This is a genomic window from Arthrobacter sp. 2RAF22, from assembly GCF_052115325.1.
In the GTDB taxonomy this organism is placed as follows: domain Bacteria; phylum Actinomycetota; class Actinomycetes; order Actinomycetales; family Micrococcaceae; genus Arthrobacter.
This window is the reverse complement of the sequence record NZ_JBFRGL010000006.1, coordinates 76064-88278: the sequence shown is the minus strand read 5'-3', so window position 1 is coordinate 88278 and position 12215 is coordinate 76064. Positions and strand designations below refer to the sequence as shown.

General features: G+C 63.0%; 12 protein-coding genes. 5 read left to right on the top strand and 7 right to left on the bottom strand.

Annotated elements, in window-relative coordinates; genetic code table 11:
• Positions 1-140: 140 nt before the first annotated feature.
• Positions 141-1259, bottom strand: a complete 1119-nt coding sequence (locus AB4068_RS07310; RefSeq protein ID WP_306964621.1) for a histidinol-phosphate transaminase — start codon at positions 1257-1259, stop codon at positions 141-143.
• Between the two features lie 120 nt (positions 1260-1379).
• Here AB4068_RS07310 and AB4068_RS07305 point away from each other — a divergent pair, with 120 nt between their 5' ends.
• Positions 1380-1805 carry a phage holin family protein gene (locus AB4068_RS07305; protein ID WP_059388735.1) on the top strand — a complete coding sequence of 142 codons (426 nt, stop codon included), beginning with the start codon at positions 1380-1382 and terminating at the stop codon, positions 1803-1805.
• A gap of 42 nt (positions 1806-1847) precedes the next feature.
• Here the strand turns inward: AB4068_RS07305 and AB4068_RS07300 are convergent, their stop codons facing one another.
• The gene (locus AB4068_RS07300) at positions 1848-3218 is read right to left on the bottom strand and encodes a hypothetical protein (RefSeq protein ID WP_441433026.1); all 1371 of its coding nucleotides are present in this window, start codon (positions 3216-3218) and stop codon (positions 1848-1850) included.
• Between the two features lie 500 nt (positions 3219-3718).
• Here AB4068_RS07300 and purB point away from each other — a divergent pair, with 500 nt between their 5' ends.
• The 3 genes from purB (at position 3719) to AB4068_RS07285 (ending at position 6499) form a co-directional block, all read left to right on the top strand.
• Positions 3719-5161, top strand: coding sequence for an adenylosuccinate lyase (gene purB / locus AB4068_RS07295; RefSeq protein ID WP_441433025.1), 1443 nt, complete (start codon positions 3719-3721; stop codon positions 5159-5161).
• A gap of 50 nt (positions 5162-5211) precedes the next feature.
• Positions 5212-5871, top strand: a complete 660-nt coding sequence (locus AB4068_RS07290) for a histidine phosphatase family protein (protein WP_059388738.1) — start codon at positions 5212-5214, stop codon at positions 5869-5871.
• A 124-nt stretch (positions 5872-5995) separates the two neighbouring features.
• A complete protein-coding gene (locus AB4068_RS07285; protein WP_059388739.1) occupies positions 5996-6499 on the top strand; it encodes a GNAT family N-acetyltransferase in 504 nt (167 codons plus the stop codon).
• A gap of 33 nt (positions 6500-6532) precedes the next feature.
• Here AB4068_RS07285 and AB4068_RS07280 read toward each other — a convergent pair whose 3' ends face one another.
• Positions 6533-7426: a cytochrome c oxidase assembly protein gene (locus AB4068_RS07280; protein WP_306964614.1), complete on the bottom strand. Its 894-nt coding sequence runs from the start codon at positions 7424-7426 to the stop codon at positions 6533-6535.
• Positions 7427-7664: 238 nt separating this feature from the next.
• On the opposite strand from AB4068_RS07280, the gene AB4068_RS07275 reads away from it, so the two are divergent.
• Entirely contained in the window at positions 7665-8099 is a 435-nt protein-coding gene (locus AB4068_RS07275; RefSeq protein ID WP_084784486.1) for an acyl-CoA thioesterase, read from the top strand.
• A gap of 178 nt (positions 8100-8277) precedes the next feature.
• Here the strand turns inward: AB4068_RS07275 and AB4068_RS07270 are convergent, their stop codons facing one another.
• Genes AB4068_RS07270 through AB4068_RS07255 form a run of 4 tightly spaced genes read right to left on the bottom strand, consistent with a single transcriptional unit; the run spans position 8278 to position 12215 of the window.
• Positions 8278-9027, bottom strand: coding sequence for an SDR family oxidoreductase (locus AB4068_RS07270; protein WP_059388741.1), 750 nt, complete (start codon positions 9025-9027; stop codon positions 8278-8280).
• Positions 9028-9084: 57 nt separating this feature from the next.
• Positions 9085-10425, bottom strand: coding sequence for an MFS transporter (locus tag AB4068_RS07265; protein WP_059388742.1), 1341 nt, complete (start codon positions 10423-10425; stop codon positions 9085-9087).
• Positions 10426-10482: 57 nt separating this feature from the next.
• Entirely contained in the window at positions 10483-11496 is a 1014-nt protein-coding gene (locus tag AB4068_RS07260) for a biotin-dependent carboxyltransferase family protein (RefSeq protein WP_059388743.1), read from the bottom strand.
• Entirely contained in the window at positions 11493-12215 is a 723-nt protein-coding gene (locus AB4068_RS07255; RefSeq protein ID WP_284988942.1) for a 5-oxoprolinase subunit B family protein, read from the bottom strand. The genes AB4068_RS07260 and AB4068_RS07255 overlap by 4 nt, the downstream gene beginning before the upstream one ends.

Sequence of the window (12215 nt, the reverse complement as noted above, 5' to 3'; positions counted from 1 at the left end):
GTCTCCTTGCCTGCCACAGCCGATGCTGAGCAATATTCGCTGATATATGCCGATTCAGGAATGCATTCCGGAATCGGCATATCTTGGCTTTCGTCCCTTACTTTATCCGCAGTAAGGGACGCAGGGGCATTTGTTAACCGCTAGGAAGGCAGCGGCGCTTTTGTATAGGACGCACAGAGTTCCAGGAATCGAGTATTGGCCTCGACCTCTCCAATGCTGACCCGGACACCTTCGTTGCCGAAGGCCCGCACGGACAACGCCCGCTCGCCTGCCAGTCCGGCAAATTCGGCGCTATTCTCGCCAAGATTCAGCCATACGAAGTTGCCTTGGGCCTCGGGCACGAACCATCCGAGCTCGCGAAGTCCCGCGGTAACCCGGTCCCGCTCGTCCACCAGGCTTTGTACCCTTTCAACAACTTGGTCGAAATTCTCCAACGAAGTAATGGCGGCGCGTTCCGCAATCTGCGAGACAGCAAATGGGGTGGCAGCGACGCGCAGGTGCTGGGTGAGATCCGGACCGGAGACGCTGTATCCAACGCGCAGCCCGGCAAGGCCGTGGGCCTTGGAAAAGGTACGGAGGACCACGACGTTAGGGTACTTGCGGTACAACTTGATGCCGTCCACGGCGTTCTCGTCCCTGACGAACTCCTGGTAGGCCTCATCGATGACCACGACGACGCCCGCCGGAACCGACTGGATGAACCGTTCAGTTTCCTCGGCCGTGAGGATGGGACCCGTGGGATTGTTCGGCGTGCAAAGCAAGATCACCTTGGTGCGGACGGTCACGGCGGCCGCCATGGCCTCGAGATCGTGACGCCCATCGGAAAGCAACGGGATCTGGACGCTCTCGGCACCGGCCAGTCCTACGGAAATGGGGTAGGCCTCGAAGGAACGCCAGGCGTAGATGACCTCATCAGACTTGCCGTCGTGGTTCTGTCCGGCAAAGGTGGACAAGATTTGGTTGAGGGCCCCGAGGCTTCCGGCCCCGGTGACGACGTCGTCAGCGGGAATTCCCAGGAAGTCAGCGAGCGCCGTGCGCAGCTTGGTGGACAGCGGGTCCGGATACCGGTTGATGTCCGACTGATCAGCGATCGCCTCGAGTACGGCGGGGATCGGGGGTAGCGGGTTTTCATTGGACGACAGTTTGTAACTGGTCAGGCCCTCAATCGCGGCGGGCGGCTTGCCTGCGGCATATTTGGGGAGCCTGTCCACCACCGGGCGGGGACGCACGCCCTCCGGTGCGTTGTCAGAAGAATTCATGGCACCAGCCTACTTGCAGGGCTTCGGGCCATGCTCGAAGCCCCTTGGCCTGTGCACATGAAAACCGGCGCATGTGAAAACGATCGCGTGTGAAACCGGCGCGTGTGAAAGCATGGGCGTATGGGTTCATTCATTGTGCGTGTCCTGATCAACGGACTGGCCCTCTGGGTTGCCAGTTGGATTCTGCCTGGGATGGATATTTCCACGTCGGCAACTACCAATGCGGTAAGCAACGCGGGGGTCACTCAAGGGGGCGACACTTTGGGCGTGGTTCTTGCCTATCTCTTCATAGGGCTCATTTTTGGCATCGTCAACGCCTTCGTGCGGCCTCTGGTCAAGCTACTCTCCCTTCCGATCACGATCCTCACCCTCGGCTTGTTCACGATTGTCATCAACGCGGCCATGCTGTCCCTGACAGCCTGGCTCAGTAGCTACACGCCGGTACACCTCACCATCGACCGTTTCTTCTGGACCGCAGTTCTCGCGGCGATCATCATCAGCCTGATCTCCATGGTGGCCAGCTGGATTCCAGGCGGTAGGCGGTAACAGGCCGTAAGTGGCCTTCGCCAGCATGTTCCTCGGCTTTCCTCACCGCCCTCCCCGAGGGGCCGGGGGCGCTTCGCGGTTCAGCTTGAACCGGCTCACCTTGGCCACTCCTCCGGCGCCCAGTATCCCGCCCAGAGCGGCAGTGGAAGCGGCCAGTGAAGGATCGGAACTGAGCTGCACCAGCTTCGCCCCTTCCTCATAGCGTGAGAGCTTGTGTGCCGGCCCAATGCCTAGGTCCTCACCGGGTTCCAGGATCACCGGACTGGTCATGGTGACCGTGACTCTGTCCTTGGTGTCCGGATTCGCTTTGCCTTCCGCGCCGGGTACCCAATCCTGTTCGTGCTCCAAGTGCAGGCTCCCGATGCCGGCCTGCGGGGTAATCCCGCCGACGGGCGATCCAGCTGTCACCACAAACTTGAGGTCATACTCGGCGAGGAACGCTTTGTCCTTGCTCAGGTTCATGGCGTGGATTCCGCCTTGGCTGTGGCCGACTGCCACCACCGTTTCGCCGGCCGCGGCGCCAGCCTCGAGCAACGCCTGACGGATGGCCTTGCTTGTTTCCATCGAGTTGTAACCCAGCGCTTCGGCAATCCCGGCCTCGTCCAATGGATTTCCCCCTCCCGGCGGGTTGCCTGGCTGGGTGCCCGGAATCAGCACCACCCACGCCCGTTCGCCGCCCTTATCTACCTGCATCACTTCAATTTCGCCCTCCGACGTGGCGCCGACGTGATCCAGTTCCCTGAGCATTCCTGCTGCCGACAGGTCCACGCTCTTGGTGGTTGCCTCTCCCCGGCTGACCGTAATGGGACGTGGCTTGAGGAAAGCCAATGCGGGAATCGCGACGATCGCTCTCAGGACTGCACCGACATCAGTGGGCCCGACGATTGCCCCTGCAAGGTTGGCCGCGGCCGGCGGTATCCCCACCAGCAGCTCCAATATCCGGGTGAGGTCCCGCACGGCTCCTTCGGTGGCGCCCCTCAAGCCAACGTCGAGGGGAGCAGGACCAGTCGCAGGACCTGGCATTCCCAATCCCATCCGCAACCTGATCGCCGCATGTGATTCCGCAAACTCGTATTCACGATGGCTCGCCCTGACCCCGTTGCCGATCCGCTGAAGCTGTTCGCGGACGCGTCCAATGTCCCGGCCGCTCTCACCAACGGCGATGATTGCGTTGCTGCCGCTCGCGTAGGACGAGGCCTGGTGCGGGAAGAGAGCCACCCTCACCGCTTCAGCCTCCACTTCAATGGCCTGCAGTTGGAGCACCAGTGCGTCCAGCGCGGCGGCGCCAGCAAGCAGCTCTTCGAATTGGAAATGGATTCCCCCGACTCCGCCGCGTATCCGCAATGTGCCATCCGGCTCGGGTGCTCGGGGGTGGGGTGTTCCGCCCGCGCCGATAGGAGCGACCTCGGCCATCAGAAGCCAGGCTGGAGTTTCGTAGCCACATTTTGGGCATGGCGAAGGGTCGCTTCAGCTGCCTCATGCAAGGCATCACGCCCCCTTCGAAGGGAGGCGGCCTGCAAAGCCAGCGTGGTCCGGTAGGCACGGCCGGCCGGCGACTCCCATTGCTCGAGTTGCGACTGAGCAAGCCTTGCAAGAACGGCATCGGCTTGGTCGGCGCAGATCCTCATCCGCCATCCGAGCCTCTGGATCTCCGCGCCTCGTGAAATACACTGCTGCGAATCCAGATCCGTACCTCCGGCCGCCATAAGAATGCCGCTCAAGACGTTGCCCTCCTCCGTGTCCATTGATGTTGTGGCACCGACGCTACGTTGTGCCCCGACGGCTCGGAACCGCCGTGATGGGCTATGTGGATAACCTGTAGGAAACGTGGTCGGGGAGGGGAAGCTGCGACGTTATTCACATAGGGAAGTCCGGCTTAAGGGCGCGAGCCGAGTTCATGAAAGAATTGCCCCATGCCTGAAACCGTCGCCGCCGCTGTTACCCGTACGCCCTCTGGACGCCTGGCCCTCGCCGCGTCGCCGGAGCCGATCGCCCTGGGCCCGCTGGACGGCCGGTACCAGTCCGCCGTCGCTCCCCTGGTCGACTACTTGTCCGAGGCCGCGCTGAACCGCGACCGCGTTGCCGTCGAGGTCGAGTGGCTCATCCACCTGACCAGCAACAACGTACTTCCCGGCGCCGGGCCCCTCACCGCCGAGCAGCAGGAGAAGCTGCGCGCCATCGTCACCGAGTTCGACGCCGCTTCGGTCACGGAACTCGCTGAAATCGAAGCCGTCACGGTCCACGACGTCAAGGCAGTCGAGTACTACATCGGCCGCCGCCTCCCGGCGATCGGTATCGAGAAGCTGACCGCGATGGTGCACTTCGGCTGCACATCGGAAGACATCAACAACCTTTCCTACGCCCTGGGCGTCAAGGGCGCCGTGGAAGATGTCTGGCTCCCTGCAGCCCGCGCCTTGGTGAAGCAGATCGAGGCAATGGCCGAGGAGAACCGCGCCGTCCCGATGCTTTCCCGCACCCATGGCCAGCCGGCCACTCCCACTACCCTTGGCAAGGAACTGGCCGTCATCACGCATCGCCTGAGCCGCCAGCTGGACCGCGTTTCCAAGACCCAGTACCTGGGCAAGATCAACGGCGCTACCGGCACGTATGCTGCGCATATCGCTTCCGTTCCCGGCGCCGATTGGCAGGCCGTAGCGCAGTCCTTCGTTGAGGGACTGGGGCTGACGTGGAACCCGCTGACCACCCAGATCGAGAGCCACGACTGGCAGGCCGAGCTCTACGCGGACGTCGCCCGCTTCAACCGCATCCTGCACAACGTCTGCACGGATATCTGGAGCTACATCTCGATTGGCTACTTCCGCCAGATCCCGGTAGCAGGCGCCACCGGCTCCTCCACCATGCCGCACAAGGTCAACCCGATCCGCTTCGAAAATGCCGAGGCCAACCTCGAGATTTCCAACGGCCTGTTGGACACCCTGGGCGCCACGCTGGTTACCTCCCGCTGGCAGCGAGACCTGACCGACTCTTCTTCGCAACGTAACATCGGCGTCGCATTCGGACACTCGCTCCTTGCGATCTCGAATGTCGCCAAGGGGCTGAAAGCCCTGGACGTTGCCGAGGACGTACTGGCGGCCGACCTCGACACCAACTGGGAAGTCCTGGGCGAAGCGATCCAGATGGTCATGCGCGCCGAGGCCATCGCCGGGGTCGCTGGAATGGAAAACCCGTACGAGCGGCTCAAGGATCTCACCCGCGGCCAGCGCGTCGATGCCGTCCGCATGCAGGAGTTCGTCTCGAGCCTGGGATTGTCTCCCGAAGCCGAGGCACGCCTCCTGGCGCTTACTCCAGGCAAGTACACGGGCATCGCGGACCAGTTGGTGGACCACCTGAAGTAGCGGCCACATGGGCCCTGCGTTTCCGAATCGACGTAAGGAATTGTGTCAGCATGAGGCTCTTGCTTATCCGCCACGGGCAAACCCCTGGAAACGTCTTGGGGCAGTTGGACACGGCGTTTCCCGGTCCGGGACTGACTGAACTTGGCGAACGCCAGGCCGCTGCGCTCCCGGAGTCCCTCGCCAACGAAGACATCACGGCCATCTATGCATCCACGCTGGTCCGCACCCAGCTGACCGCCGCCCCGCTTGCAAAAGCCCTCGGGCTCGAGGCCACTGTATTGGACGGCCTGCAGGAGATTGAGGCCGGGGCCCTGGAGAAGCTCACCGACCACGAGTCGCACCACCGGTACATGAGCACCGTTTTCGACTGGACCGACGGGGAACTCGACGTCCGCATGCCGGGAGCTGGTGATGGACACGAGTTCTTCGCCCGCTACGACGCTGCCATTGCCAAAGTGGCAGCGTCGGGCGACGAAACCGCCGTCGTGGTCAGCCATGGTGCCGCGATCCGCTGTTGGGCAGGCCGCCGTGCCGTGGATGTTGGCCGTGAGTTCGCCGCCACCCACCAACTGCAGAACACCGGAATCGTGGTGCTCGAAGGCGATCCGGAGACCGGGTGGCGGCTGCTGCACTGGGACCAAAGCCCCGTAGGCGGACTTGCCGTGGCCGACCGGACGGTCGAGGATCCCACCGGCGACGCCGTCGAATAGGGGCTGGTTGGGGTCAGTTCCGCCTCACCGGTATTTCTCCGGACGCTTACGCGGAGGAAACACCGCGGTAACCCCCGCTTCTTAGGCTTGATAGGCATAACCCCCTTCGGCGAAAGAGGTTCCGATGCAGACAAATCCGCGGCTCAACATCAGACAGGTCACCTGGGCAAACCCGGTGGGTGCGGACCTCCGCGCAGCGCAGCAAGCGGAACTGGACGCACGTTTCGGCAACTCGGACCACGAGCCCGGACCCGCGCCGTCGGAAGCAGATACCGCCGTCTTCGTTGTAGCCTACGAAAAGTGTTCCGGCCAGCCCCTGGGTTGCGGAGGGCTAAGGATCCTGGATGCCGAGACGGCCGAAATCAAGCGGCTATACGTCGTCCCGTACGCCAGGGGCTCAGGAGTGGCGAGTTCAATCCTTGCCGCGTTGGAGGCGCAGGCACATGCCCACGGTTTCAGCATGATCACCGCGGAAGCGGGTTCGGCCCAATCGGACGGCCGCAGCTTCTACGAAAGCGCCGGCTTCGCTGCGGTGCCAAATTTCGGCCCCTACATCGGTGTCACCCACTCGCAGTGCTACGCCAAGCCGATCGATTCGCACAGCGCATCGCACACTGCAATGGCGTGAGGCACAGGGGGATGGCCTAAGGACGGGACCGGATCAATCCAGGCTGCGTCCGCCTTGGCCCAGATGTGCCCGATTCAGGGCTTCGATTTCTTCGTCGCTCAGGTCGTCGAAGCTCTTGGCCTCGTGTTTGTCGCTCCGGGAGAAGCGGACAAACATCAGGATGATGAGGGGAAGATCCACAATCTCTGCGAGGAACCACATCAGGTCTCCCGCGAGTTGCTGGTCGCGCAAGGGTGAGGGGAACCAGCCTGGCTGATTGCCCAAAACTGACGTGGCGCCGTCGAGAATTCCCGGGCTGAGCCGCATCAGGACCCCGGGCACCGCGTCGGCAAGCAGCTCAATGAATACAAAGATGAACTCGACGACAATGAGCGATGAGGTGCGTCCTGCGCCGTCTTCCATGATCGGTACGGTCATGAGGAGGCCCATGACGGGCACGAGCAACGTCAGGATGACGTCGGCGGCGGGGTTGGTCCGCAGCACGTAGAAAAACGGGGTCAGGAACACTGTGAACATTGCGAGCCCCAGAAGCGCCGCCACGAGCGTGTTGCTGAGCATGCGAACGAGCCGGTGCCCGAGCACAGCTTCCACCCTCGCCGCACCCGCGGGGCCAAGGGTCTGCCTGGCAAGGGTTAACGGCTTGCCCAGGCCAACCAACAGCGGGACCACAAACAGATAGGACGTCACTTTGAGGGTGAATGCCCACCTCAGGTCGTGGCTGTAGGTTCCCGGGAATCCAAAGCTCAGTGCCGCGAAGCTACCCAGGCCAAGGGCGAAGAAGGCAAAGGAGTTCCACAGGGGCCAGCGGATATCACGGCGCTTGGCAGCAATCAGGCCCTTTGAATACAGGGCGACTGCGGCAATAAGAATGACCAGGGCAGGCCAGTTCATGGACCAGGCGCCCAATACAGCGTCCAACGGTGGCATGGTCAGTGTTCCAAGCCGGAAGGCCGGGCGCTCAGCCAGGCGCTCAGCCAGGCGCTACGGCGGGTTTTGTCGATCTTCATGGTGTTCCTCCAGCGCGTTCCCGGTGTACCGCATGGTGCGCGAATCGGCGTGTCGTGTTGTGCCCTGAACCGGGTGCACCGTATCCATGTTACGGAGTCGCGCCAAGCATGGCACGCCGCAGGAGACGCAGGCGCCCGGCCTCGGCTAATCTCGCATTATGGAAAAGGCTGACATCACGTTCCGGACGCGCAAGTGGATACGCCCGGAGGACCTCAACGCCAACGGCACGCTGTTCGGTGGAAGCCTGCTGAAATGGATCGACGAGGAAGCGGCAATCTACGCAATCCTCCAGCTTGGAAACGGCCGCGCCGTCACCAAGTACATCTCCGAGATCAACTTTGTCAGCTCGGCCGTCCAAGGCGATCTGGTGGAGATGGGCCTGACGGCGGTCCGTTTCGGCCGGACGTCTCTGACCATGCGCGCGGAGGTGCGCAACATGATCACCCGCGACAGCATCCTGACCATCGAGGAAATCGTGTTCGTCAATCTCGGCCACGACGGCCGCCCGGAACCGCACGGCTACACGGAAATCACCTATGACCGTGACCGCATCCCGACACACCATCTGACGCAAGCCCTCCACGAGGACTGAGCGCCCGACGTCGGGCCCTCCCTAAGCGGCGGGCCCGCACCAAAGCTCCTTTCCCCGGAAACGGGTGCTGGCGGCCGCGAAATTCGCGGCCGCCAGCTTGTATTTCCAGCAACGGGAGTGATGTCACTGGAACTTCGGGGCGCCCAGACGGGCGCGGCGCCTCAAGGGAGGCGGGGGGTCAGCGCCTGTCGAAGGTGAGACCACCGGGGACCTGGAACGTCGGCATAAGTTCCAGCATGCCCACATTGACGTGGCGCGGGGTTTCGATGGCGTAATCGAGCGCGTTGACGATGTCGTCAGTGGTCAACGACTCGTAGCCTTCGTAGTACGTCTTCCATGCTTCTTCCATGGCTTCAGGCGTGCCGCCCATGTTCCGGCCGAAGATCTCGGTTTCCACACGCCCCGGGCAGATCTCGGTCACGCGGATGCGCTTGCCGACCGTATCGTTCCTGAGCTGGCGGGAGATCTGGTGCACGGCGGCTTTCGTGGCGTGGTACACCGTGTGGCCATAGAAGTTGTAGACGCCTGCGATCGAGCTGATGTTGATGACGTGGCCAAGGTCGCGCTCCACCATGCCCGGCAGGACCAGCCGCGTGAGCTGAAGCAGGCCGCGAAGGTTGACGTCGATGAGCTCGTCGATGTCCTGCTCGGACGAGTCCAGGAGGTTCCCGGGCCGGGAAACTCCGGCGCAGTTGACCAGGACGTCGACCTTCAGCTCGCTCACGACGGCGGTCAGGGCAGCTGTGTCGGTCAGGTCAACTACGTGCGGGATGGCACCCGTACGATCGGCCAGTTCGCTGAGGCGTTCCTCGTTGCGGGCCACGGCGTGAACGGTCAGGCCCCTTTTGGCCAGGCGCTCCGTGATCGCGGCACCCATACCGGTTGACGCTCCGGTGACGAGGGCGGTGGTGTAGTCGGAAAAAGACATCGGTTCTCCAAAGAGTGGAAATGGAAGGCACGAACTGTGCCCGGGGGTCAGCGGCGCCTAGGCGTCGCGCAGGGGTTCGTGTGCCCGGTCCTTGACCGTGCTCACGGCTGCGAGCGTGCCGAGTGCCGTGATCACTGCGTAGAAGGCCGGCATGTAGATGTTGCCGGTGCTGCTGATAAGCCAGGTCATCAGCAACGGAGCGGTTCCGCCGAAGAGCGCGGAGGAGATGTTGTAGCCGAGGCCGTAGGCGGAGTAGCGAACCCGGGTGGGGAACAGCTCAACGATCAGGATGTGGATGACGGCCGTGTGGCCGGCGAAGACGATGGCCATGATCGAGGCGCCAAGGATAGCCAGGCCCATGTTTCCAGTTGCGATGAGGGCGTAGGACGGAATGCCCAGGATGGTCATGGCGATGGCGGAGCCGGCGATGACTTTCTTGCGGCCGATGCGGTCGGAGAGGGCACCCATGAAAGGAATGGCGATGCAGATGACAACCAGGCTGCAGGCGGTGATGAACAGTGCCTCGCCGATGGTGAAGTTGAGCTGCTTGCCTTTGAGGAACGTAGGCATGTAGGAGAACAGGACGTAGTAGCCGGAGCCGTTCATGAGCGGGATGAAGAGGGCAAGAACCATGGCCCGGCGGTGCTCAGCGGACTGGAAGGCTTCCTTGAGCGGGTTCTTGGAAAGGCCGCCTTCTTCCTTGAGCTTGGTGAAGTTGGGGGTGTCCGCGATGGCCTTGCGGATGTACCAGCCGATGACGCCCATGGGAATGGCGACCAGGAAAGGAATGCGCCATGCGAAGGAGCCGAAGCCACCGCCGTCGATCGCGGCCTGGGTGAGCCACGGAGACATGGAGAACGCCACAAGGGTGCCGGTGAGGAGGGCTGCGAACGAAGCGATCTGCGCGTAGGAAGTGATGATGCCGCGCTTGCCCTCGGGGGCATGTTCAGCGAGGAAGGTCATGGCGCCGGCGGCTTCGCCGCCGACCGAGAAGCCCTGCAGGAGCCGCAGTAGGACGAGCAGGATGGGAGCCGCAATGCCGATGGCCGCGTACGTGGGCAGGATTCCGATACCGGCTGTGGCGACGCTGATCAGCAGAATGACGAAGACCAGTAGCTTTTGCCTGCCGATCCGGTCGCCCAGGTAGCCGCAAACAACCGCGCCGAGGGGCCGGACGAAGAACGAGACGGCGTAGCCGGCGAAGACGAACAACAAGGCGTTGTCCGGGTTACCGGGGGCGAGGAACACCAAGGCAAGTGTTCCGGCCATAAACGCGAAGATGCCGTTGTCATAAAGTTCCACGAAGATGCCAACGCAGCCTGCGGTGACAACCTTGCGCGTTTGACGGCCTGTGAGCCGTTCATGCTGCACTTGTGCAGCGTTGGTGTTAGCGGTCATGACATTTCCTTCTTGATGTTGAGCGTAGCAACGCCTATTGGTTTTGACGACAGGTTTTTAGCTGCATGCCGCAACCGGGAGGTCCTGCCACTGGGGTCGGCATCCAATGCCAAGTAGTCCGAAGACTGTGTTGACGGATTCGCGGAGGGTTTCAAGCTGCGCCCGCGAGCGCCGGTGGGCGGAAGTTGCCTCCGCCACTGTTGTTTTCCTGAAGCGGACCTTGTCGCCCGGGCGGGCTTGGGCAAGGACGTCCAGGCCATTGCTGGTGACCACGGCGAGGACTGGATATCCGGCGGTGACGCCGCGTCCCCGGTGCAGTACCAGCAACTCTTCCCGGGAAGGAACCTCGACGGCGCCCACCGGTACCCCGCGTGAAAGCACTTCGCCACTCGAGGTTCTTTCCGGAAGTTCACCCCCGAGCCTCAGGCCGATGTGATTGCTCCGGCCACTTACGGCGTATTCCGAGGTGAAGAGCAGCTCGGCGGAATCGCCAAACTCGGCGACATCCGGACCGTCAGTCACATCGACCATCAGTTCCTGCCCCATGTCCGGCCGTTCAAGACCAAGCCGGAAGAGCGGAAGGTCGAAGTACGGTTGGCGAACAGGGCCCACGCTGCGGCGGGTCAGGAGGGTGGTTCCTTCCTTGAGCTGCAGGCCGAAGCCCACAACGGTGTCCGGGGCACAACTACCCAGCAGCGTCGGCGCCTCCACGGAACCGTGGACGGCCAGGTAGGCACGGAGGCCCCGGTTGATTCCCCGGACGGCCACCGTCTCGCCAGCACGGACCGAAACCGGTTCCCACTGGCTGCACGGACGCCCTCCGACGGTGAGGGTCAACGGAGCCCCCGTGACTGCGATCAGGATGTCGGACTGCGCTTTCATCCTGAAGTCGAGGGCCGTGATCTCCACCAGGGGATCGTTGTCCGCGTTGCCGGCAAGGATGTTGGCGGCCCGGGCCGAGTACTGGTCCAGGGCGCCGTTGACCGGAAGCCCAAAGCGGGGTCCACGGAACCGGCCAAGGTCTGTGACCACGGCGTTACCGGGTTGCTGGATGAGGATGTGCCCGCTCATGGCCTTGGTTCCAGTTCCTTGCCGACGTAAGAGCCGAATTCTCCGGCCTCGATGCGACGGAAACGGAGAATGTCTCCTGGCTTGTAAGGGACAAGTGGTTCACGGCGAATGTTCAGGACAGTCAAAGGGGTCTGACCGATGACGCACCAACCACCTGGTGCGGACGCGGGAGCGATGACGGCTTGGCGTCCGGCCACGGCCACTGCCCCGGCCGGGACGCTGAGCCGCGGATCCTTGAGGCGGGGCACAGGCTTGGGGAAAGCGGGACCGTCCATCATGGGCGAGCCGGCAGGAGCACCCAGGCAGCGGACGGTGTAAGTCTTCTCGGTGTGGATGCGGATGACTTCCTCGGTGGAGATGCCCTGGTATTCGGCTACTTTCTCCAGGTCGGGACCGTATTCGCCGCCATAGACCACCGGAACATCAAATTCACGGGGTGCCTTTGCGGCGCCGGCGGACCGGCCCATTTCGAGGAGTCCCAGCTTGACGAACGCGCGCACCTGACGGGCCGACACCAGGACGGGGTCGAATTCCACCAGCACGGAATCGTAGGTGGGTACCGCGCCGTGAAGGCCCTCGGCGCCACAGCTCTCCAGCCAGTCGGCAAGACGGTGGACCGTGAGCCAGTTGTCCTCGCTTGCTTCGGCAAGGGCGACGACGCGCAATGCGGAGTCTCCTGATTCGTAGATCTCGGTGGGAGCCGCCATGAGAACGGACAT

Coding starts and splice junctions, on each gene's coding strand:
- AB4068_RS07310 (WP_306964621.1), bottom strand. CDS start 1,259: ATGAATTCTTCTGACAACGCACCGGAGGGCGTGCGTCCCCGCCCGGTG.
- AB4068_RS07305 (WP_059388735.1), top strand. CDS start 1,380: ATGGGTTCATTCATTGTGCGTGTCCTGATCAACGGACTGGCCCTCTGG.
- AB4068_RS07300 (WP_441433026.1), bottom strand. CDS start 3,218: ATGGCCGAGGTCGCTCCTATCGGCGCGGGCGGAACACCCCACCCCCGA.
- purB (WP_441433025.1), top strand. CDS start 3,719: ATGCCTGAAACCGTCGCCGCCGCTGTTACCCGTACGCCCTCTGGACGC.
- AB4068_RS07290 (WP_059388738.1), top strand. CDS start 5,212: ATGAGGCTCTTGCTTATCCGCCACGGGCAAACCCCTGGAAACGTCTTG.
- AB4068_RS07285 (WP_059388739.1), top strand. CDS start 5,996: ATGCAGACAAATCCGCGGCTCAACATCAGACAGGTCACCTGGGCAAAC.
- AB4068_RS07280 (WP_306964614.1), bottom strand. CDS start 7,426: ATGCCACCGTTGGACGCTGTATTGGGCGCCTGGTCCATGAACTGGCCT.
- AB4068_RS07275 (WP_084784486.1), top strand. CDS start 7,665: ATGGAAAAGGCTGACATCACGTTCCGGACGCGCAAGTGGATACGCCCG.
- AB4068_RS07270 (WP_059388741.1), bottom strand. CDS start 9,027: ATGTCTTTTTCCGACTACACCACCGCCCTCGTCACCGGAGCGTCAACC.
- AB4068_RS07265 (WP_059388742.1), bottom strand. CDS start 10,425: ATGACCGCTAACACCAACGCTGCACAAGTGCAGCATGAACGGCTCACA.
- AB4068_RS07260 (WP_059388743.1), bottom strand. CDS start 11,496: ATGAGCGGGCACATCCTCATCCAGCAACCCGGTAACGCCGTGGTCACA.
- AB4068_RS07255 (WP_284988942.1), bottom strand. CDS start 12,215: ATGTCCGTTCTCATGGCGGCTCCCACCGAGATCTACGAATCAGGAGAC.